This window comes from Olleya sp. UBA1516, from assembly GCF_002323495.1.
In the GTDB taxonomy this organism is placed as follows: domain Bacteria; phylum Bacteroidota; class Bacteroidia; order Flavobacteriales; family Flavobacteriaceae; genus Olleya.
Genome location: NZ_DCQO01000009.1, coordinates 94,217 through 114,830, shown reverse-complemented (window position 1 = coordinate 114,830; position 20,614 = coordinate 94,217). Strand labels below are relative to the sequence as shown.

Genomic DNA, 20,614 nt, shown 5'->3' with positions numbered 1-20,614 from the left:
TGGCAGAAATCTATCAAAATTGAAATGGTTTTAATTATTATATCTGCAACAAAAAACTATATTTGTCGCTCAATACTAAAACGATTTAGTGATATGGAGTGTATTTCGGTTTTTGACATGCTTAAGATTGGTGTAGGACCTTCTAGTTCTCATACTTTAGGACCTTGGAGAGCTGCAGAACGATGGATTTATGAACTAAAAGAAGCTAACCTTTTTGACAGTATACAAAAGGTAACCATCGACCTATATGGTTCTTTATCTTTAACTGGTAAAGGTCATGCTACAGATTTAGCAGTCATGTTAGGTTTAAGTGGTGCAGATCCAGAACGTATACCTACGGATACTATTGACATTATTATTGCATCCATTAACAATACCTCAAAGTTAGTTTTAAATAACGAGCGTATTATTCCGTTTACTCCCAAATCAGACATTATTTTTAACAGAGCATTTTTACCGTTTCATGCAAATGGAATTAAGTTTACCGCTTTCGCGGAAACCGAAATTCATACATCAACCTTCTACTCCATTGGTGGTGGTTTTGTTATAAAAGAAGAACGTACGGTCGATGCCGAAAATAAAGAATTAAAAAAAGAGTTTCCATATCCAGTAGATAAAGCAACCGAGTTGCTAGCGTTTTGTACAAACGAAAATAAAAGTATCTCTGAAATAGTTTTAGAAAACGAACGCTCTCTTAGAACCGATGAAGAAATTGACTTCGAGTTACATCGCATTTGGGATACCATGCTGGAGTGTATGTTTATTGGTTGTCATACCGAAGGTAACTTACCTGGAGGATTAAACGTACGACGTCGTGCTTTTGACACACACAAGCGTTTAAACATTGAAATGCCATACACTACACCTCAAGAATGGTTAGAAAGTATTAGAAACAGTGAAGTTAAATTTAGACAAATATTAAAATGGGTAAGCTGTTTTGCTTTGGCTGTAAATGAAGTAAATGCTTCTCTTGGTCGTGTGGTTACTGCACCTACAAATGGAAGTGCTGGTGTTATACCAGCTGTACTTATGTATTATATGGTTATAGAAAACCATGATGCAGATTTTGAAGACATTAAAAAATTCTTGTTAGTAGCTAGCGAGATTGGTAGCATCTTTAAAAAAGGAGCTACTATTAGTGCTGCAATGGGTGGATGTCAAGCCGAAATTGGTGTGTCTTCCGCTATGGCTGCAGCAGCCTTATGCGAATTACTTGGAGGTAGCCCAGAACAAGTCATGATTGCAGCAGAGATTGCAATGGAACATCATCTTGGATTAACCTGCGATCCTATTGGAGGATTAGTACAAATCCCTTGTATAGAACGCAATAGTATGGGAGCAATTAAAGCTATCAATGCAGCCGAATTAGCTTTAGATACCGATCCTAAAAACGTAAAAGTACCTTTAGATAAAGTAGTTGATACCATGTGGGAAACTGCAAAAGACATGAACACTAAATATAAAGAAACTAGCGAAGGTGGATTGGCTGTACGTGTTAATATGGCAGATTGTTAACCGTTTATTCTTGGCATTTTGATCTAGTATCTACTAAATAAAAGATTTTCCACTCTTGATTAACTTTTAGCAATTGAAACGAGTTTACGCCACAATGACTAAGTTTGTCATTGTACCAAAACTGATAAGGCGTCCATACATTTGCCATATTGCCATCAATTTGCACACTATAGCTTAATAATTTTTCAGAAAACGTTTGGTCTTCTGGAATAGCAACAATCTGTTTTATAAAATCAGAAAAATTAGAGGTCATTAATTCCAAATTGCCATTAGTATTTTCACTTATTGATTGCATAACAACAGCTTTATACACAACGCTTTTAATTACTACAGAATCCTGATTATGAAACCCTTCAAAAAAAGTAGCAATAGTTTTAATTGCTTTTTCTTGTTCATCATTTTGAGAAAAACTAAAACTGCTATACATTACAAATAGTACAAGACTAAATAATTTCATAAAAAAATATTACAATTATTAGCTAAAGATAAGTCTTTCAAAATAAATTAAAATTCAGAATAAGCCTTTAATTTAGTACATTTACATTCTATAATAAAATAACAAAACATGTCTGTAGCAAAAAAAGAATATAAACGCGTTACCGTTAAATCATTAGTAGAAATGAAAAAAAATGGAGAAAAAATCTCCATGCTGACTGCCTACGATTATACTATGGCTAAAATAGTAGATGGTGCAGGTACAGACGTTATTTTAGTTGGTGATTCTGCTAGTAATGTAATGGCTGGACATGAAACAACATTGCCTATTACTTTAGATCAAATGATATATCACGCATCCTCTGTAGTGCGTGCTATTGACAGATCTTTAGTTGTAGTAGATTTACCTTTTGGTAGTTACCAAAGTGATCCAAAAGAAGCTTTAAGAAGTGCTATTAGAATCATGAAAGAGTCTGGTGGACACGCAGTAAAATTGGAAGGTGGTAAAGAAATTAAAGACTCTATTAAACGAATCCTTAATGCTGGAATACCTGTTATGGGACATTTAGGTTTAACACCTCAATCTATATATAAATTTGGAACTTACACTGTAAGAGCTAAAGAAGAACAAGAAGCAGACCAACTAAAGGAAGATGCACTTATGTTAGAGCGCATTGGATGTTTTGCTATTGTACTAGAAAAAATTCCTGCAAAATTAGCTCAAGAGGTTGCACAAAGCGTATCAATACCAGTAATAGGTATTGGAGCCGGAAATGGTGTTGATGGTCAAGTACTAGTGTTACATGATATGATAGGTATGACGCATGAGTTTAACCCTCGTTTTTTACGTCGTTACATGAATTTATATGAAGAAATGAGCCAAGCAATTGCTCAATATGGCGAAGACGTTAAAAGTGGAGACTTCCCTAACGATAACGAGCAGTATTAATAACTTTTAGCTATCAAGACTAATTTGCAATACTATTATATATCCTAATGTCAAAAGTTTTATCTAATAAAGACAACCTTCAAGTTATTTATGAGGACAACCATATTATTGTCGTTAATAAACGTGCTGGAGACCTTGTGCAAGGTGACAAAACAGGAGACACACCTTTAAGTGACGTTATTAAAAATTACATTGCCTTAAAATACAATAAACCAGGCAATGTGTATTTAGGGACTGTCCATAGATTAGATAGACCAACAACAGGCTTAGTCATATTTTCTAAAACTAGTAAAGCCTTGCCAAGATTAAATAAGTTGTTTGTGTCCAAAGACATCTCTAAAACCTATTGGGCTTTAGTTAAAAATAGGCCAGAAAAAGATGCTGACACTTTGATCCATTGGTTAAAGAAAAATCCAAAAAACAACAAGTCTACAGCTTATATAAAAGAAGTACCAGATAGCAAAAAGGCAATCCTACATTACAAGATAATCAAAAAGCTAGACAACTATTTTTTACTTGAAGTTAATCTAGAAACAGGACGTCATCATCAAATACGCTCGCAACTGTCTAGTATAGGATCTCCAATTAAAGGCGATTTAAAATACGGTTTTGATCGCAGTAACAAAGACGCAAGCATAAGCTTACACGCAAGAAACATACAATTTACTCATCCAGTCTCTAAAGACGATTTAAACATTACAGCACCTTTACCTAAAGATTCTATTTGGGACGCTTGTTTGTAATATTTGGGCGTTACCACAAGGGTCGTGTCATCCATTATATCTTTTTTTGCCATTTATGGTAGCAAAAAAAGGATGTCATTACTACCACTAACGCATGAGCAGCAAATCAATAAAATAGTTTATCTTTAATTTTAAAACACCACTATGATTCCTGAATTATTAAACAATCAAAAAGCGTATTTTAAAACAGGTAAAACTTTAAGTGTTCCCTACAGAAAAACACTTTTAAAATCGTTGTTAAGTCAATTAGAAACCAGAGAGCAAGAGATTATAGATGCGTTATATAACGATTTTAAAAAACCTGAATTTGAAAGTGTTTTAACCGAAACAGCGATTGTAATTCAGGATTTAAAACACACTATAAAAAAGTTAAATAAATGGGCCAAACCAAAGCGCGTCTTACCAGTGTTATTAAACTTTCCGTCCACTGATTATTTGTATGCAGAACCTTACGGAAGTGTTTTAATAATAGCACCTTGGAATTATCCCTATCAATTAGCATTGGCTCCACTAGTTGGTGCAATTGCAGCAGGAAATACAGCCATTTTAAAACCTAGTGAGTTAACACCACACACCTCTATATTAATTAACGATATTATCAATACTGTTTTTAACCCTGAACATGTTGCTGTTGTGCAAGGTGGTGTAGATACCTCTACCAAATTACTAGAGCAACATTGGGATTATATATTCTTTACAGGCAGTGTCGCAGTTGGTAAAATAGTAGCTAAGGCTGCTGCACCAAATTTAACTCCTGTTACATTAGAGTTGGGTGGAAAAAACCCTTGTATAATTGATAATTCAGCAAATATAAAGCTAGCAGCAAAACGTATTGTTTGGGGTAAATTTGTAAATGCAGGTCAAACGTGTATTGCACCAGATTATGTTTTAATACATGATAGTAAAAAAGAAGCTTTTTATAAAGCTATGCAGCATGAAATACAATTAGCATACTCCTCTACTCCAAAACAATCTAAAGATTTTGCGCGAATTATAAATGCCAAAAACTTTGAGCGTTTAGCAAAAATGTTAGTTAATCAAAAGTGCATTATTGGCGGACAAACTGATGCTTCTGATTTGTACATTGCGCCAACTATTATTTATGAGCCACAGCTTGATAGCGAAGTGATGAAAGATGAGATTTTTGGTCCGATTCTTCCTGTGATTTCTTATCAAAAAGATTCGGAATTAGACACTATTATCATGTCATACAATAAACCGTTAAGCTTATACGTATTTGGCTCAAATTCCGCGAAAGCGAAACAATTAATACAAAAATTCTCGTTTGGAGGAGGATGCATTAATGATACCATTGTACATTTTGCTAATCATAGATTACCGTTTGGAGGTGTAGGTAATAGTGGACTTGGTGCTTATCATGGACAGTACACCTTTGACACGTTTAGTCATAAAAAGGGTGTTGTTAAAAAAGCTAATTGGTTGGATATACCTGTACGTTATGCACCTTATAAGAATAAGTTAAACTTTGTTAGAAAGGCTTTAAAATGGCTATAAAAGCAGTCTATTAAGCTTGTTTTATTAAGGGATACTCTAATTGCAACTTAACACCACTTCCTGGTTTTGAAGTTAAATTGTAGTTGGTATTAATAAGTTGGGCACGACTTTTCATGTTTAATAAACCTGATCCTTCTTGTACTGTATTTATATCAAATCCTTTACCATCATCTGTTGCTACTAAAATTAATTTATCTGCCAGATAATTTAAGGTTACTGTCAAGTTTTTTGCTTCAGAATATTTAACTGTATTGGAAAAAAACTCTTGTAAAATTCTGAATATAATAATCTCGTGCTTTTTATCATTAAAAGGAACTACTATCCCTTTTACTTGTAATTCTGCAGAAGCAAATTTCATTTTTTTAAGTCGGTTTAACTCATTGGTAATGGACTGTTCAAAACCAATATTTAGTATCACCTCATTATTTAACGATCGTGATAACATCCTAACTTCTTTTAAACTCTGTTTTACAAAATCTGAGGCTTCAGCAAAGTTTTCGTTTCCTTCAACATTTAATTTAGTTTTAAGGATATTAAGTTGCATGCTAGCTGCTGCTAACAACTGACCTACGTTATCGTGAAGCTCCCAACCAATATTTTTTAGGGTTTGCTCTTGTATTTCGGTTTGTGCATTTGATAGCTCTAAATCAAAAGCGCGTTGTTGTAAAATTTTATCTAACAGTAGTGTGTTTTTTCTTTTTTGAAATACTATAAAAAACAATACTACCAAGGTGGTAACCACAATAAGCACACCAATCATATAAATTAGCAAATAACGTTCTGACTGTGTAGAGGTTGCCTGTGTTTGTATAAAATTTAAAGTATTAATCATTTAATTTTTTTGAGGTTTAGAAGCTATTAGACCCAATACAAAACAAGTATACATAAATATATTAGCAAATAGAAATACGCGACGTTTTAAATTTGCAAAATCCCAGTCTGCAGTGGTATTATAACTTTCGTAAAAAATAATTGGAGTTGTTACTAGCCACCATAAAAACAACCCAAAAGTAGCGTACACGCTAAATGATTTTGAAATATTTAAAAGGTCGTCACTTTTAAGTAATTCTAAACAAAAAAGCGTTACACATATAAAAATTATTGAGGCGTCTAAAATAAAATAAAACGTATGATGCGCATTAAAAAAGGCGTCGTAATTAAAGACTACATGTATAGTAAAAATTAAAACATATAATAAGCTTATATATTTAATCATAGTCTTAAACATCTTAATTTTAAACAAATTATAATAATAAAACAAGATAAAAACGACACTTCCAAATAACCAAAACACATTATACCATAGACGGGTTGTTACCCCTAACTGTCTTACAAATTGCACTATTGCGTTGGCTTTAAGATAAGTTAAGATACATCCCACAAACTCGACAAAAACTATGTAAGCTAAAAAAAATATAAAAATTTTTGTTGCTTTACTTTTATGCTTTTTAAATAAAATAACGCCTGTTATAAACGCAATTAATTCAAAAAAATAAACAATAAAATTAAAATGTTTGGTTATAAAATCTATCATCTAATCGTTTTCATGAGGCCTTGAAATTAATAATCCAAAAGTAAAAGTTAAGTACATCATGATATTTGAAAACAAAAATATTTGCCATTTTAAGATTACAAAATTCCAATCTTCATCAGAATTGTAAATACCGTAAAAAATAACTGGTGTTGTAATTAACCACCAAAAAAGCAACGCTATACTAATATAAAAGTCTAATATTTTATAAAACCTAAGCATTTTATCACTTTGTAACAACTCGATAAAATAGCACGTTGTAAATGTTATAATAGAAAAAGCAGCTAACACACTTATTAAAGGTAAAAAGCCATTAAAAAACTGAGCTGTATTACATGCTATATAGATTATTGAAATTACTAAACTTAATATACCTACTGCCAATACTATAATTTTATGTGTTTTGTTTTTTAAAATCTTATGATAATAAAACATATAAAACACTATGCTTCCTAAAATATAAAAAATTGTAAACAGCCAATAATTATATCTAAATACAGAATTTTGTACAGTAGTTAACCACTCAAACGTATTGTAAAATGAAGGATATTCTCCTAACAGGTCAATAACAAAAACATAGAATAGAAAATATATAAAATACTTACCAGAAGTTAACTTGTATTTTTTATAGCATAATAAAGCAATAAGCACAGCCAATAACTCTACACTGTGGGTTATTAAACTATAATTTTGTTTCAAAAATGTTTCCACAATACGGAATTAATGAGGATAGTTAGAATTTGGAGGATTACCAGCAGTTCCCATATTTAAAGGGTTAGCTCCTTCAATATCAGTATTAGCTGATGCTGCAAAACCTTTACTTCCATCAACCATTTTAACATCTCCTGTTGGTACCATAAACATGGTAGTATATCCAACCTGATTTTTACTTGTTGGATAGGCTCCTAAATAGACTCTTAATCCACTCATATTATAACCTAAGCTGTCAGATTGGTTTTTAGCATAATCTATATAATTAGTAACATCATCCAAGGACCACCAGCTTGAGCGATTATCGGGTTGTTTTACAATACTGTCGCTAATTAAAGTATGTCTAGAATTGTAGGTAGAATCTAACACTATTGCTTGATTTGGTGTAATGACACCTCTTGGTTTTATAACTGGGTTAATAACGTGAGATCCCTTTAAATTGTTTGAATAAAAATACATTACCAATGCGCCAATAATTAATCCTAAGATTAAGCTGCCTAAGTTTTTCATTTGTTTTAAAAGTTGGTTAATAGCAATTTAAAAGTAATAAAAAAAAATTAGCTAACTATCTTTTACATAGAAAACTATCTAATAAGAAAACATATTAAATATTATATTAAAAGGCTAATACTAGTCTAGTTTAATCAAATTTTCTGGCTCAGAGATTAAAAAACCAATAGCAAATGATATATACATTATAAAGTTTAGAGATAAGTAAATTTCCCACTTTAATAAAATATAATCCCAATCACCATTTACCATGTAAACATCATAAAACGTTAATGGTGTCACGACAATCCACCATATAAAAATGGCTATAGCTATGTAAAAATAAAGAAACTTATAAAATTTTATAATTTTATCATTCAACAATAATTCTATAAAATAAAAGACACTACAACTAAGTATTATTAAGGCTCCTGTTATCTGAATTACGGGAAAAAACTGAAAGAAAAACAAATCACGATTATAAATAATATATAGTATAGAAAAAAGAACAAACCCATAAGTACTATATTTTAACACCTTATTATAAAGCTTATTAGGAATAACTTTTTGAAATAAAAGTGAAAATAATACAATACCAATAATATCAAAAGCAATAGTATACCACCAATAATTTTGTCTAAATAATGAGTTATATATTGGCTCTAAAAAGCTAAAATTTTTGTACAACGAAGAGTAGGTACCTATTAATTCTACAATTAAAAAATAGATTAAAACTTTAACAAAAAAAGTAGCAGGTGTTCCTTTATGTTTCTTGTAAGTTACAAGACCAGAAACAACTGCTACTAAAATGAAGAATTTAGTTAAAATACTATAATTGTCCTTTAAAAATTCTTCCATAATAATTAATTTGGATAACCAGCTCCTGGAGGCATTCCTCCTTGTCCTCTATCAATACCATCAGCATCTTTTATATCCATGTTTTTACCATCAACATCTTCTGTTGGCACCATAAATATAGTGGTTAATCCTTTAGATGTTTCCTTATCGGACTGCACACCTAAATAGCATCTTACACCATTTACATTAGGATTTTGTTCTTTAATCATTTCAAGAAATGCTTGCATATCTTCAAGAGAATACCACGAAGACCTATTATCTTCCTGACCTGCAGCAGTATTGTTAGCATCTTGACGTAGTTTAGTCCACGCGTTACTTAGTGTTTCGGCTTCAGTAGCCGAAATTTTTCCAGTTGGTTCTGACATTTTAAAATATGGTTTATAGTTATTAATAGCTGTTTACGAAAGTACAGAAAATCTATTAAACTTTAAACATTTATCCCAACCAACCATCTCTATCTAAACTTCTGTATTGGATTGCCTCACTAATGTGATTACCTTTAACATCTTCACTACCTTCTAAATCTGCTATGGTTCTAGATACTTTTAATATTCTGTCGTACGCTCTTGCGGAAAGATTTAAGCGTTCCATTGCTGTTTTAAGTAATTGCTTTGAAGCCTCTTCCAACTTACAATACACCCTAATTTGCTTGGTAGACATTTGTGCGTTATAATGTACATTTTCAAAAGTTTCAAAACGAGTGGTTTGGATTTTTCGTGCTTTAGTAACCCGTTTTCTTATGTCTACAGAAGATTCGCCTTTACGTTCTTCAGACAATTTTTCAAAAGGTACAGGAGTCACTTCAATATGAATATCAATTCGGTCTAAAAGCGGTCCGGAAATTTTACTTAAATAACGTTGCATTTCGGCTGGACTACTAGTTACAGGAGCATCAGGATCGTTAAAATATCCACTTGGACTAGGATTCATACTAGCAACCAACATAAAAGATGATGGATACGTTACAGTAAATCTTGCTCTAGAAATGGTAACTTCTCTGTCCTCTAACGGTTGTCGCATCACTTCTAAAACACCACGTTTAAATTCTGGTAATTCATCTAAAAATAAAACACCATTATGTGATAGTGATATTTCTCCTGGTTGTGGATATGCACCACCTCCAACAAGTGCAACATCACTAATGGTGTGGTGAGGACTTCTAAAGGGTCTTTGAGCCATCAAGCCAGTGTCTTTAACACGACCAACTACACTGTGTATTTTGGTAGTCTCTAAAGCTTCATGTAAAGTCATTGGTGGTAAAATACTAGGCAAACGCTTTGCTAACATAGTCTTACCTGCTCCTGGAGGACCTATCAAAATAATATTATGTCCACCAGCTGCTGCAATTTCCATGCAGCGTTTTATACTTTCTTGACCTTTTACATCACTAAAATCAAACTCAGGAAAGTCTAAGTTTTTTTCAAATTCTTTTCTTGTATCAATTATGGTTTGTTCTAAAGCTTCTCCTTTATCAAAATAATTAATGACTTGTTTTATATTTTCTACTCCATAAACCTCAAGACCATCAACAATAGCAGCTTCTTTTACGTTTTGTATAGGTAGTATAAAACCTTTATAACCTTCTTCTCTAGCCTTTATTGCAATTGGCAAAGCCCCTTTTATAGGTTGTAAAGTACCATCCAAGGACAACTCGCCCATGATTAAAAAATCCTCTAAATTATCTGCTGCTATTTGTTTAGACGCAGCCAAAATACCCATAGCCAAAGTCAAGTCATAAGCAGAACCTTCTTTACGAAGGTCTGCTGGTGACATATTTATAATTATTTTTTTACCTGGAATTTTATACCCATTATTTTGAAGTGCAGCAGCAATCCTAAAATTACTTTCTTTAATAGCATTATCCGGAAGTCCAACAAGATGATAGCCAATACCACTATCTACGTTAACTTCAACGGTTACTGTTGTGGCTTCGACACCAAAGACAGCACTTCCAAAAACTTTTCTTAGCATAAAATGGTTAGTTTAGATACTAAAAGTAGGAAAAAAGTTTCAATACTCTACTTTAATATCGTAAACTCTATTGCAGAATCGTTGTAAACTTTGTGTGTTTGCGCTTTAAAATCAGATGCTTTAGCTTCAAATATATTATCAACGTACGTTTGTGGGTTGATATCTATGTAAGGAAAAAATGTACTTTGTACTTGTACTTGTATTTTGTGTCCTTTTTTAAAGGTGTGTAGCACATCTTGTAACGTAATATTTACCCCAGTTTTTTGATTTGGTACAAATGGTTCTGGATTAGTCATACTATTTCTAAAACGTCCACGCATCGTTTCGCTTCTAATTAGCATGTGGTAATTACTTAATTTTAAGTGGTCTTGTACGTCTTCAGTATTTTCTGTGTCAGCAGGAAAAACATCAATAACCTTAACAATCCAATCTGCAGATGTACCTGTTGTAGACACCTGTAGTTTAGCTAAAATATCTCCTGCTAAAGTCACATCATTTTCTAAAACTTCAGTTTCAAAAGTTAAAACATCTGGACGTCTTGATGCAAAACGTTGATCGTCGGTCATAAATTTACGTGGTGTAAATACCACTTTTATATCTTCTGTATATGGCACTGGCTTTTTGGGATCACTAATAAAATCGCTAGTAGCAATCATACGATTTGCTTTTTGCGTTAAACGTTGATCTGGTTGCATAAAATAGCTTTCCTTAACACTGTTTTCTGGTGGCCAAGCTGTAAAATCTGCCCATTGTTTTGTTCCTGTATTAAAAAAGTGCGCTTCTGGTAAGTCTAAAGTCCCTTCGCCATTATCTTTTAAGAAATGATTAAAGAATTTAGTTTCGATATTTTTCTGGAAGTCATCCGAAATATTATCTCCAAAATGAATATTCCCAATCACTTGACGTTCTTTATTTCTAGCCCAATCACCATGACTCCATGGTCCAAAAACAACACCATTATAGTTTTTGCTGTTTTTCTCGATAGTTTTATACGTGTTAAACGGTCCGTATAAATCCTCTGCATCAAACAAACCTCCAACAATTAAAGTGGCTGGTTTGATATCGTTTAAATGCTGAATAATACCTCTACTCTGCCAAAACTCATCATAATTGGGATGGCTCTTAATTTGATTCCAAAACACATTATCTTCTCCGTAATATTTATTTAAATTACTAAGTGGTCCTGCATCTAAAAAAAACTGGTATTGATCCTCTGTACCAATCTCCGGAAACTTATACCACGCTTCCTTTGTTGGTTGGTCTTTCATGTGTCCAAAAAGCGATGTTGCTCTCCAATAGCTTAATAAAAAAGCGCCATTATGGAAAAAATCATCAAAAAAGAAATCACTAATACAAGCTTGAGGCGACGCTGCCTTTAAAGCAGGATGTTCTGATAATGCAGAATAAGTTGTGTAAAAACCAGGGTAAGATATTCCCCAAGTACCAACGTTTCCGTTATTGTTTTCTACATTATTAACTAACCAATCAATGGTGTCATACGTATCACTAGCTTCGTCAAACTGTTTCCCTGTTTTGTTAGGTATAAAGGCTCTCATGTTATCATACACACCTTCGCTATTCCAACGTCCACGTACATCTTGATACACCACAATATTACCTTCTTTCATTAAATATTGATTAGGAGCGATTGTAGATTTAAACTCGTTTTCGCCATAAGGTCTGCAACTGTAAGGTGTACGTTGCATTAAAATAGGATATTGTTTTGAGGTGTCTTTTGGCGAGTAAATTGTTGTATGTAATTTTGTCCCATCACGCATAGCAATTGACACTTCTTTTTTATTGTAATGCTCAGCAACAATAAATGTGTCTTTTACTACCTGAGAAGTTGCGGTGTCTAATTTTAGTTGGTCTTTACAAGACGAAAATACTAGCGTAATGGCTAATAAAAGAAGGATACGTTTCATTAATTTTTGATTTAAAAAAACTAAAGATAGGTATTTTATTACTAAGTTGAAATTACATTACTATACTATAAATTAGTAATAAACTGAAGCATTCGTTTTTCAGAATAATAGACGTTTTGTTGATCATAAAAACCAACATGTCCACCATATTTAGGCATTTCAAAATAAAAATTAGGGTTTTGATCTACTATAAGCAACAAGAGTCATGAAAAATTTAAAAATTATAAGAAATAATGTTTTTTTACAAGCTGATAAATTCTTTTCATCAGTAAATACTATTTGTTATATATTTATAAACTATTTAAAAAAGCTACTAAAATGAAATCAAAAAATCAAACTAAATATGATGAATGGAAGGAGCATCTAAATAGCACAAAAGAAAAATCAGATTACTCTTTAAAAAGAATGGATTTACTAGTGATTTCTATTAGTAGTGGTGGACTATATGTGATTTTTGGAACCATTAAAGAATTTAAAACAGGTAAAATACTAGTTGAAAACTCATACTTACTGAGTATTGCAGGGATATTATTACTAAGTTCAATAATCGTAAATTTCTTTTCTCAATTAAGTGGTTATTATGCAAATCATTACGAAGAAAAATATATTTTCAATGAATTAGAAATACTGTCTAATGAATCTTTGAAAGAGATTAATAAAGAAAAAATTAATACAAGTCAAAAAACTAATGATTCATTTGTAAAAACATGTAATCAATTCACTGATATTTTTAATTTTATTTCAATTATAACTATGATAATAGGAATATCATTTTTAACTGGGTTTTTTTTACTTTCTATTTTTTAGGCCTATTTCCTGTTTTTAAACCTTTAGTATTGCCCGCACCTTCTCTAGTCGTTTTACCAAGATTAACCTTGTTGCCTTGGTTTTTAGAATTCTTGTTTGACTGATTGGATTTATTACTTCCTGTTTTCTCTTTATTGTTATTTTGTTTTCCCATCGTTATAAAAATATAAAATACTCTTTAATTTGAATTTTTTTTGTCGTGTAAATTTATAAGTTTTAATTAATACTTACCTAATTAAAAATCAAATAGTTACCAACTATAAATTATTTATAAACTGAAGCATTCGTTTTTCCGAATAATAGACGTTTTGTTGATCATAAAAACCAACATGCCCACCATATTTAGGCATTTCTAAATAAAAATTAGTGTTTTCTTCTGCTTCTTGAATTGGGTAACATTCCTTTGACAAAAAAGAATCGTTTTGTGCGTTTATTAATAATGTAGGAATTGAAATGTGTTTTAAATACTGAAGACTACTTGCTTGCTCATAATAATCGTATGCATCTTTAAATCCATGTGCTTTTGAGGTATATACATCATCAAAATCTTTTAATGTTCTGACAGCACTCAAATCTTGATTGTTTATTTTCTGAGGAAATAATTGTTGTTTCTCTACTAATTTAGTTCTTAAATTTCTTAGAAACTTCTTAGAATACACATAGTTTTTAGAGGACATTAACTGCTCTAAAGACCCTCTTAAATACACAGGAACAGATACTGTTACTGCTGCTTTAATTTGTTTTGGCAAATCTAATGTTTCACCTAAATACTTTAAAATAACATTACCTCCTAAGCTAAATCCATTTAGGTAAATGGTATCATAATCAAATTGGGATGTAATATGTTTTATAACTGAAGCTAAGTCGTCCGTCTTTCCTGAATGGTAAGATTGAAACGTTTTGTTTACCTCTCCACTACACCCTCTAAAATTAACACAAACCGCATCCATATTATTTTGGTTAGCCATTTTAGCGGATCCTAGCATATAATGGCGTTGTGCATTACCTTCTAAACCGTGTAAAACCACAAGTAATTGTTTCGTTTTATTGCCAGCATAACTCCAATCTAAATCTATAAAATCTTGATCTGGTAAAGTAATACGTTCTCGTTTCTGAGTCACGCCTTCTACTTTACGCATTACACCTGAATAAATAGTAGAAACATGTCCATTTCTGAACATAAATTTGGGTTTATATGTGGTTTTTAGGATTGGCATTTAATGGTTGTTATTGGGTTTATATTTTTTAAACTCTGTCACATTGTATGTACTCAAAATGCTATAAAACTTAAATTCTCAAGTTTTCGACTGCGCTCAAAATGACAATTATTTAGTAACTGTAAAATACTAAACCTCTAAACTAGTAAACTCAAACTTTCCACCATCAAACAAGCCTTTATCACTCAATTTTAGTGAAGGAATAACTAATAATGCCATAAAAGACAAGGTCATGTAAGGTGCATTTAATGTTGTACCCAATTGTTTAGCAAACGTATCCAATTCTGCGTAAGCGTGACCAATAGTTTCAGCATTTTTATCGCTCATAATTCCAGCGACAGGAAGCGATACTATTTTTTGATCTGTATCAGAAACTGCACAAATACCTCCTTTATTTTCAATTATTAAATTAACTGCTTTACAAATAGCTTCGTCGCTAACACCAACCGCAATTATATTATGAGAATCGTGTCCAACAGAACTAGCAATTGCACCTTCTTTTAAACCAAAGTTTTTAATAAACGCTAACGCTGGCTCGTCGTTTTTATAACGGTTAACTACTGTCATTTTTAAGACATCAGTAACTGTGTTTGATACTAAATTTCCGTTTTGGGTTGTTACTTCTTCGATTAATTGATTAGTTACCAACTGTCCTTCTAAAGCTTCGATTACTCGTATTTGTTTGGCTGTACTTTCGACTTTAAAGTCGTCAACCGTTTTAATTTCTGTATCAAAATTATTAAGATTTTCAAAATCTACATGCTTAATTAAAGACGTTCCATTGTCAAACACTAACTCACCATTTATATACGTTTGTAGTGTTTTAAAATTTTTTAAATCTTCAACAATAATAAAATCTGCAATATCATCTTTTTGTAATAATCCAACTTCTAAATTATAATGTTTTACAGGGTTGACACAAGCTGCTTGCAACACTTTAAACACATCAATATCTTTTGCTACTGCTCTAGCGCAAAGGGCGTTTATATGGTTTAATAATAAATCGTCAGGATGCTTATCGTCACTACAAAACATCATGTTTTGATAATGCTCAGGTAATAAATCTATTAATGCTTCAAAGTTTTTGGCAGCACTACCTTCTCTAATCAAGATTTTCATTCCCTTTTGAAGCTTTTCTAATGCCTCGTCATAGGTAAAACATTCGTGATCTGTGCTAATTCCTGCATTGATATATTTAGTAACGTCATCACCTCTTAAACCAGGTGCGTGACCATCTACGGGTTTATTATAGTGTTTTGCCCAAGCTATTTTTTTTAGCACTTCTTCATCATCAAACAACACACCTGGATAATTCATCATCTCGGCTAGATACTTAATATCTGGATTAGCCATAAGGGTTTTAATGTCGTCAGAATCTATAACTGCTCCTGCCGACTCAAAAGTAGTTGCTGGCACACAACTTGGTGCTCCAAAATTAAATTTAAACGGTGTTTTCTTACCGTTTTTAATCATAAAATCCACTCCTGCGACACCTAATACATTCGCTATTTCATGCGGATCACTAACTGTAGATACCGTACCGTGTTTAACTGCTATTTTTGCAAACTCTGATGGTACTAACATTGAGCTTTCAATATGAATGTGAGCGTCTACAAAACCTGGTAAAATATAATGTTTTACATCGTGTTCTTTTTCTGTGATAGATTTTATCTTACCTGAATCCACAGTGATTTCTCCACTAAAAATACGTTTGTTTTGTATGTCTACTATTTGTCCTTGTATTGTTTTCATGTTGTACTATATAACAGTAAAAAAAATCCTGCAATTGCAGGATAGTTTTATTCAATTAAAAATTATTAATTCCTTCTTGTAACCAATTGTAATAGGTGTCGGAATCTGGAGTATAAGCAACTGGAGTATTTAAATTCTCTTCATTGTGACCCATCAAAACATAATATGGTTGTGTATTAGATTTGTATTTAATGGTTTGAAATTCGCTCCACTTTTGACCAATATACTTAAGTTTTTTACCTGGTCTTAATTTAGAGTCTACAATTTCATCTGCTTCTAATTCTCTTTTATCATCTACGTATAATGAGATTAAAACCACGTCATTTTTTAAGACATTTAAAATATTCCCTTTTGGCCAAACGTTTTGTTCCATTTTTCTACAGTTAACACAAGCCCAACCTGTAAAATCTAACATAACTGGCTTATTCACTTTTTTAGCATAAGCTAAACCTAAATCATAATCATTAAATGCTAATATATCATGTGGAGCTAATAAATGTGCACCTTCTGGTAAATCATCGTGAGAGTTACTAGCACTGCTTCCTCCTTTTGAGTTACCTACTCCGTAAGGCGACTCGCTGTAATCTAATGGTGGTGGAAAAGCACTAATTAGGTTTAAAGGTGCTCCCCAAAGTCCAGGAATCATATAAATAGTAAACGTTAAAACAATCAATCCAAGACTTAATCTACCAACTGAAATATGTGGTAAAGGCGAATCATGTGGTAATTGTATTTTTCCGAAAAGGTACAAGGCTAAAGTCCCAAAAATAGCAATCCAAATAGCTATAAATACTTCACGCTCTAGCAAATGTAATTGCAATACTAAGTCTGCTTGTGATAAAAATTTGAATGCTAATGCTAACTCTAAAAATCCTAATACGACTTTAACAGTATTTAACCAACCACCTGATTTAGGTAACGAGTTTAACCATCCTGGAAACGCTGCAAATAGTGCAAATGGTAACGCTATAGCGGAAGAAAAGCCAAGCATACCTATAATTGGTGCAATACCACCTTTAGAGGCTGCTTCCACCAATAATGTTCCAACAATTGGTCCTGTGCATGAAAAAGAAACGATTGCTAAAGCTAATGCCATAAAAAAGATACCAATAAAACCTCCTCTATTAGCTTGCGAGTCTACTTTATTTGCCCAAGAATTTGGCAGCATAATCTCAAATGCACCTAAAAACGAAAACGCAAATACAACTAATAATCCAAAAAAGATAAGGTTAAACCAAACATTAGTCGCTAATGCATTTAATGCATCTGCACCAAAAATAGCTGTAACCGCTGTACCTAAAAGTAAATAGATAGCTATAATACATAACCCGTAGATTATTGCATTTTTAATACCTGACGCCTTGCTTTTACTTTGCTTTGTAAAAAAACTAACTGTCATTGGTATCATAGGAAACACGCAAGGTGTTAACAACGCTGCAAATCCTGATAAGAACGCTATAAAAAAGATACTCCATAATCCTTTATTGTCATTACCTTCTTCATCAATATTATTAGTTGCTTTGATGTCCTCTGTGGCTAAACCATTTAAATTAATATCTAAATCTATAAAAGCTGGAGCTAAACATTTCTCGTCATCGCAAGCTTGATAATACGCTTCGGCTTGAATAGTGTTTAACGTTGGATTTAACACTTCAATTACTTGAGTAAAAACTGCTTGTTTTTCAAAGTATTTTACATTCATTTGAAAAGCGTTTTCAAACTTTTCAACCGTTTCAGATTCTTTTAAATCGCCTATTAGTTTAAAATCTTTATTATCATTTTTAAATGTAATCTCAGTAGGTATTGGACCCATTGGCTCTTTATTATCCTGCGAATAAATATGCCATTTTGAATCTAAAACAGCAGTATATGTTAATTCATATTGCGTGTCATTTAGTTTTTTGACTCCCGTTTTCCAACTTACAGGATCAAATATTTTAGATGTTGGATTAAAAATGTTTTCAGTGGATATTAATGCGTTAACTGTTTCTGATATTGGCTTGGCTTGAGCAATATTAAAAACAACTTCTTCAAACTCATAAATGCATTTTGAGTCATCGCATGCTTGATAAGCAACCTCACTTTTAATTGTTTTTTGCTCTGGATTTAATAATTTGATTTTTTGAGCAAAAGTTGCTTCGCCATCAAAAAAGGTTAAATCCATTTGGAACACCTTATCAAATTGCGTTATAGATTCGCTTTCAAACGCTTTTCCAATCAATTCATAATTATTGGTTTTATTTACAGAATCGTAAACAAACTCGGTTGGTAACGCACCACCTTCGTCTAAATGTTGAGAATATAAATGCCAATGCTCCTTAATGCTTGCTGTATACACTAAAACATACTCTTGATCGGATATTTTCTGAACTTCGTTACTCCATTTTACTGGTTTTAAAACCTGTGCATTAACACTTAAAATAGTGATTAAAAATAGTATAAAAGCGGTTATATGCTTCATTATGATAATTTAATTTTTAGTATTGATTTAGTTTGATTGGTTACCTTAAATCTATCGTCCGCACGATGATTAATAACCCAAACAATTTTATCTTGGCTGCACAATAATAAGACCTTCTGTTTTTCTAATAACGATAACTTTTGGTCTTTAAAATATTTGCTTAACTTCTTTTTACCTTGCATGCCTAAAGGGTAAAAATAGTCTCCTTCTTGCCAATGTCTTACAGTTAATGGCAATTTTAACGTTTCTTTATCAATAAACACGGTAGATGCATCAGATTTATCAATATTTGTTACTGTTTCAAAAGATAAAACACCTGACAAAACATTTACTTCGTTTTCCAAATTATTGATTATAACAGACCCTTCATTTTGATGCAGATCCTCCTTCGTTTTTAATTCACTTAAAATTAAAGTCTCTCTATTTTTAAGTAATTGATGTGTTGCAGAAAACACTTGCTTCCCACTTTGTGCGGTCAACAAATTAACAATATCTGTCCATTGCGTAAATCCGTAATCTTTAAAAACTTCATATAAATAAGCTTTAGGATTACTGACTTTAATAAACTCTGATATTTTATAACTAACCTGAGTATCATCAATATCGATAATTGCTCGTTTTAAAACCGCTTGCACACTTTCTTCAACAATATCGGCTGTATCATTAAGATTATTTAATGTATTTTTAAAATTGGTTAAAACATTATTATTTAATTCTTTTAAAACCGGAATAACATCATGTCTTAACTTGTTACGTAGGTATTTTGTAGAAGCGTTACTACTATCTTCTCTCCAAAGTATTTGGTTTGACACCGCAAAATCTTCGATAGTTTCTCTAGAAAATGGCAACATTGGTCTAACAATATTATCATTTATTTCCGGAATACCTTTTAAACCTTCTAAACCTGTTCCTCTAGTCAGGTTAATTAAAAAAGTTTCTAAATTATCATCTGCATGATGTGCAGTTAAAATATAGTCAAAATTTAGATTCTCAGCTAAATCCTGAAACCAATCATAACGTAATGCTCTTGCTGCCATTTGGATGGATTCCTTATTACTTTCGGCGTAAGCCTTAGTATCAAAACTTTCAGTAAACACTTCTAATTCCAAGCTATCGGCTAAATCCACAACAAATTTTTGGTCACCATCACTTTCAATACCTCTTAAATTAAAATTACAATGCGCCAATGTAATATCTAAACCAGATGTTTTACACAAATGCGTTAAAATAACACTATCCAAACCTCCAGAAATAGCAAGCAATAGTTTGCTGCTTTTAAGAAAAGGAAGCGTGTTGTTTATGTGATTTTGGAAGTGTTCTAGTAAGTTATAAGGCATAAGTAAAAAGGCATAAATTATACAGCCAGCTTTTTGATTAATGAGTTAAGCATTTTTTCTATTTGTAAAGAGAGGTCATAAACATCAATTAAGCCATTACTTTTTAAAAACTCTAAATTAATTGCGATTTGTAACTGTGTTTGCATTTCGTATAACGATCCTCTAGAAATATTTAAAAACCGAACATACTCCTTAGTATAATTACGACCATAACCTTCTGCTATATTAGATGAAACAGAGACAGCACTTCTTTTTATTTGCGAAGTCAAGCCATATTTTTCATCTTCAGGAAATAGCTTCAATAAACGATAAACATGAGTTACCATGTCTACTGATTTTTGCCAAACTATCAAATCTCTATAACTCTTCATTTACCAAATTTACGTTTTTTTATACTA

Annotated in this window: 21 protein-coding genes; 5 read left to right on the top strand and 16 right to left on the bottom strand. The window is 32.0% G+C overall.

What is annotated here, in order from left to right:
• Window positions 1-93: 93 nt before the first annotated feature.
• Entirely contained in the window at window positions 94-1,515 is a 1,422-nt protein-coding gene (locus B2989_RS04615; RefSeq protein WP_292946034.1) for an L-serine ammonia-lyase, read from the top strand.
• 4 nt (window positions 1,516-1,519) lie between these two features.
• Here B2989_RS04615 and B2989_RS04610 read toward each other — a convergent pair whose 3' ends face one another.
• On the bottom strand, window positions 1,520-1,972 hold the full coding sequence (locus tag B2989_RS04610; protein ID WP_292944848.1) for a nuclear transport factor 2 family protein: 453 nt from the start codon (window positions 1,970-1,972) through the stop codon (window positions 1,520-1,522).
• 108 nt (window positions 1,973-2,080) lie between these two features.
• Here B2989_RS04610 and panB point away from each other — a divergent pair, with 108 nt between their 5' ends.
• The 3 genes from panB (at window position 2,081) to B2989_RS04595 (ending at window position 5,157) form a co-directional block, all read left to right on the top strand.
• The gene (gene panB, locus B2989_RS04605; RefSeq protein ID WP_145001868.1) at window positions 2,081-2,899 is read left to right on the top strand and encodes a 3-methyl-2-oxobutanoate hydroxymethyltransferase; all 819 of its coding nucleotides are present in this window, start codon (window positions 2,081-2,083) and stop codon (window positions 2,897-2,899) included.
• 47 nt (window positions 2,900-2,946) lie between these two features.
• Window positions 2,947-3,642 carry an RluA family pseudouridine synthase gene (locus B2989_RS04600; RefSeq protein ID WP_292944845.1) on the top strand — a complete coding sequence of 232 codons (696 nt, stop codon included), beginning with the start codon at window positions 2,947-2,949 and terminating at the stop codon, window positions 3,640-3,642.
• A gap of 144 nt (window positions 3,643-3,786) precedes the next feature.
• Entirely contained in the window at window positions 3,787-5,157 is a 1,371-nt protein-coding gene (locus B2989_RS04595; RefSeq protein WP_292944843.1) for an aldehyde dehydrogenase, read from the top strand.
• Window positions 5,158-5,167: 10 nt separating this feature from the next.
• Here B2989_RS04595 and B2989_RS04590 read toward each other — a convergent pair whose 3' ends face one another.
• The 9 genes from B2989_RS04590 to B2989_RS04550 all read right to left on the bottom strand — a co-directional run bounded on the left by B2989_RS04590 (window position 5,168) and on the right by B2989_RS04550 (window position 12,839).
• Entirely contained in the window at window positions 5,168-5,989 is an 822-nt protein-coding gene (locus tag B2989_RS04590; protein ID WP_292944840.1) for a sensor histidine kinase, read from the bottom strand.
• The gene (locus B2989_RS04585; RefSeq protein ID WP_292944837.1) at window positions 5,990-6,373 is read right to left on the bottom strand and encodes a hypothetical protein; all 384 of its coding nucleotides are present in this window, start codon (window positions 6,371-6,373) and stop codon (window positions 5,990-5,992) included. It lies immediately after the preceding gene.
• Between the two features lie 318 nt (window positions 6,374-6,691).
• The gene (locus B2989_RS04580) at window positions 6,692-7,399 is read right to left on the bottom strand and encodes a hypothetical protein (protein WP_292944834.1); all 708 of its coding nucleotides are present in this window, start codon (window positions 7,397-7,399) and stop codon (window positions 6,692-6,694) included.
• Between the two features lie 9 nt (window positions 7,400-7,408).
• Window positions 7,409-7,909 (bottom strand): hypothetical protein, encoded by a 501-nt coding sequence (locus tag B2989_RS04575; RefSeq protein WP_145001874.1) that lies wholly within the window; start codon window positions 7,907-7,909, stop codon window positions 7,409-7,411.
• Window positions 7,910-8,029: 120 nt separating this feature from the next.
• Window positions 8,030-8,746: a hypothetical protein gene (locus B2989_RS04570; RefSeq protein WP_292944829.1), complete on the bottom strand. Its 717-nt coding sequence runs from the start codon at window positions 8,744-8,746 to the stop codon at window positions 8,030-8,032.
• Window positions 8,747-8,751: 5 nt separating this feature from the next.
• The gene (locus B2989_RS04565; protein ID WP_145001876.1) at window positions 8,752-9,111 is read right to left on the bottom strand and encodes a hypothetical protein; all 360 of its coding nucleotides are present in this window, start codon (window positions 9,109-9,111) and stop codon (window positions 8,752-8,754) included.
• 70 nt (window positions 9,112-9,181) lie between these two features.
• On the bottom strand, window positions 9,182-10,717 hold the full coding sequence (locus B2989_RS04560; RefSeq protein ID WP_145001877.1) for a YifB family Mg chelatase-like AAA ATPase: 1,536 nt from the start codon (window positions 10,715-10,717) through the stop codon (window positions 9,182-9,184).
• Window positions 10,718-10,764: 47 nt separating this feature from the next.
• Window positions 10,765-12,642: a CocE/NonD family hydrolase gene (locus B2989_RS04555; protein WP_292944823.1), complete on the bottom strand. Its 1,878-nt coding sequence runs from the start codon at window positions 12,640-12,642 to the stop codon at window positions 10,765-10,767.
• 65 nt (window positions 12,643-12,707) lie between these two features.
• Entirely contained in the window at window positions 12,708-12,839 is a 132-nt protein-coding gene (locus B2989_RS04550; protein WP_292944820.1) for a hypothetical protein, read from the bottom strand.
• 121 nt (window positions 12,840-12,960) lie between these two features.
• On the opposite strand from B2989_RS04550, the gene B2989_RS04545 reads away from it, so the two are divergent.
• Window positions 12,961-13,449 (top strand): hypothetical protein, encoded by a 489-nt coding sequence (locus B2989_RS04545; RefSeq protein ID WP_292944817.1) that lies wholly within the window; start codon window positions 12,961-12,963, stop codon window positions 13,447-13,449.
• Here B2989_RS04545 and B2989_RS04540 read toward each other — a convergent pair.
• From B2989_RS04540 to B2989_RS04515, 6 genes are all read right to left on the bottom strand, one after another.
• The gene (locus B2989_RS04540; protein ID WP_157243246.1) at window positions 13,439-13,603 is read right to left on the bottom strand and encodes a hypothetical protein; all 165 of its coding nucleotides are present in this window, start codon (window positions 13,601-13,603) and stop codon (window positions 13,439-13,441) included. The two genes, B2989_RS04545 and B2989_RS04540, sit on opposite strands and share 11 nt — an antisense overlap.
• 103 nt (window positions 13,604-13,706) lie before the next feature.
• Window positions 13,707-14,666 (bottom strand): YheT family hydrolase, encoded by a 960-nt coding sequence (locus B2989_RS04535; RefSeq protein ID WP_292944810.1) that lies wholly within the window; start codon window positions 14,664-14,666, stop codon window positions 13,707-13,709.
• Window positions 14,667-14,795: 129 nt separating this feature from the next.
• A complete protein-coding gene (gene ade, locus B2989_RS04530; RefSeq protein ID WP_292944807.1) occupies window positions 14,796-16,418 on the bottom strand; it encodes an adenine deaminase in 1,623 nt (540 codons plus the stop codon).
• Between the two features lie 55 nt (window positions 16,419-16,473).
• Window positions 16,474-18,879 carry a protein-disulfide reductase DsbD family protein gene (locus tag B2989_RS04525; protein ID WP_292944804.1) on the bottom strand — a complete coding sequence of 802 codons (2,406 nt, stop codon included), beginning with the start codon at window positions 18,877-18,879 and terminating at the stop codon, window positions 16,474-16,476.
• The gene (gene tilS, locus B2989_RS04520) at window positions 18,879-20,216 is read right to left on the bottom strand and encodes a tRNA lysidine(34) synthetase TilS (RefSeq protein WP_292944801.1); all 1,338 of its coding nucleotides are present in this window, start codon (window positions 20,214-20,216) and stop codon (window positions 18,879-18,881) included. The genes B2989_RS04525 and tilS overlap by 1 nt, the downstream gene beginning before the upstream one ends.
• Window positions 20,217-20,233: 17 nt before the next feature.
• Window positions 20,234-20,587 (bottom strand): four helix bundle protein, encoded by a 354-nt coding sequence (locus tag B2989_RS04515; protein ID WP_292944798.1) that lies wholly within the window; start codon window positions 20,585-20,587, stop codon window positions 20,234-20,236.
• Window positions 20,588-20,614: the final 27 nt, after the last annotated feature.

Excerpts from the sequence above, each read along its gene's own strand:
- B2989_RS04590 (WP_292944840.1), bottom strand. The coding sequence starts at position 5,989 with ATGATTAATACTTTAAATTTTATACAAACACAGGCAACCTCTACACAG.
- B2989_RS04540 (WP_157243246.1), bottom strand. The coding sequence starts at position 13,603 with ATGGGAAAACAAAATAACAATAAAGAGAAAACAGGAAGTAATAAATCC.
- B2989_RS04565 (WP_145001876.1), bottom strand. The coding sequence starts at position 9,111 with ATGTCAGAACCAACTGGAAAAATTTCGGCTACTGAAGCCGAAACACTA.
- B2989_RS04555 (WP_292944823.1), bottom strand. The coding sequence starts at position 12,642 with ATGAAACGTATCCTTCTTTTATTAGCCATTACGCTAGTATTTTCGTCT.
- ade (WP_292944807.1), bottom strand. The coding sequence starts at position 16,418 with ATGAAAACAATACAAGGACAAATAGTAGACATACAAAACAAACGTATT.
- B2989_RS04615 (WP_292946034.1), top strand. The coding sequence starts at position 94 with ATGGAGTGTATTTCGGTTTTTGACATGCTTAAGATTGGTGTAGGACCT.
- B2989_RS04535 (WP_292944810.1), bottom strand. The coding sequence starts at position 14,666 with ATGCCAATCCTAAAAACCACATATAAACCCAAATTTATGTTCAGAAAT.
- panB (WP_145001868.1), top strand. The coding sequence starts at position 2,081 with ATGTCTGTAGCAAAAAAAGAATATAAACGCGTTACCGTTAAATCATTA.
- B2989_RS04600 (WP_292944845.1), top strand. The coding sequence starts at position 2,947 with ATGTCAAAAGTTTTATCTAATAAAGACAACCTTCAAGTTATTTATGAG.
- B2989_RS04515 (WP_292944798.1), bottom strand. The coding sequence starts at position 20,587 with ATGAAGAGTTATAGAGATTTGATAGTTTGGCAAAAATCAGTAGACATG.
- tilS (WP_292944801.1), bottom strand. The coding sequence starts at position 20,216 with ATGCCTTATAACTTACTAGAACACTTCCAAAATCACATAAACAACACG.
- B2989_RS04560 (WP_145001877.1), bottom strand. The coding sequence starts at position 10,717 with ATGCTAAGAAAAGTTTTTGGAAGTGCTGTCTTTGGTGTCGAAGCCACA.
- B2989_RS04575 (WP_145001874.1), bottom strand. The coding sequence starts at position 7,909 with ATGAAAAACTTAGGCAGCTTAATCTTAGGATTAATTATTGGCGCATTG.
- B2989_RS04570 (WP_292944829.1), bottom strand. The coding sequence starts at position 8,746 with ATGGAAGAATTTTTAAAGGACAATTATAGTATTTTAACTAAATTCTTC.
- B2989_RS04545 (WP_292944817.1), top strand. The coding sequence starts at position 12,961 with ATGAAATCAAAAAATCAAACTAAATATGATGAATGGAAGGAGCATCTA.
- B2989_RS04585 (WP_292944837.1), bottom strand. The coding sequence starts at position 6,373 with ATGATTAAATATATAAGCTTATTATATGTTTTAATTTTTACTATACAT.
- B2989_RS04525 (WP_292944804.1), bottom strand. The coding sequence starts at position 18,879 with ATGAAGCATATAACCGCTTTTATACTATTTTTAATCACTATTTTAAGT.
- B2989_RS04595 (WP_292944843.1), top strand. The coding sequence starts at position 3,787 with ATGATTCCTGAATTATTAAACAATCAAAAAGCGTATTTTAAAACAGGT.
- B2989_RS04610 (WP_292944848.1), bottom strand. The coding sequence starts at position 1,972 with ATGAAATTATTTAGTCTTGTACTATTTGTAATGTATAGCAGTTTTAGT.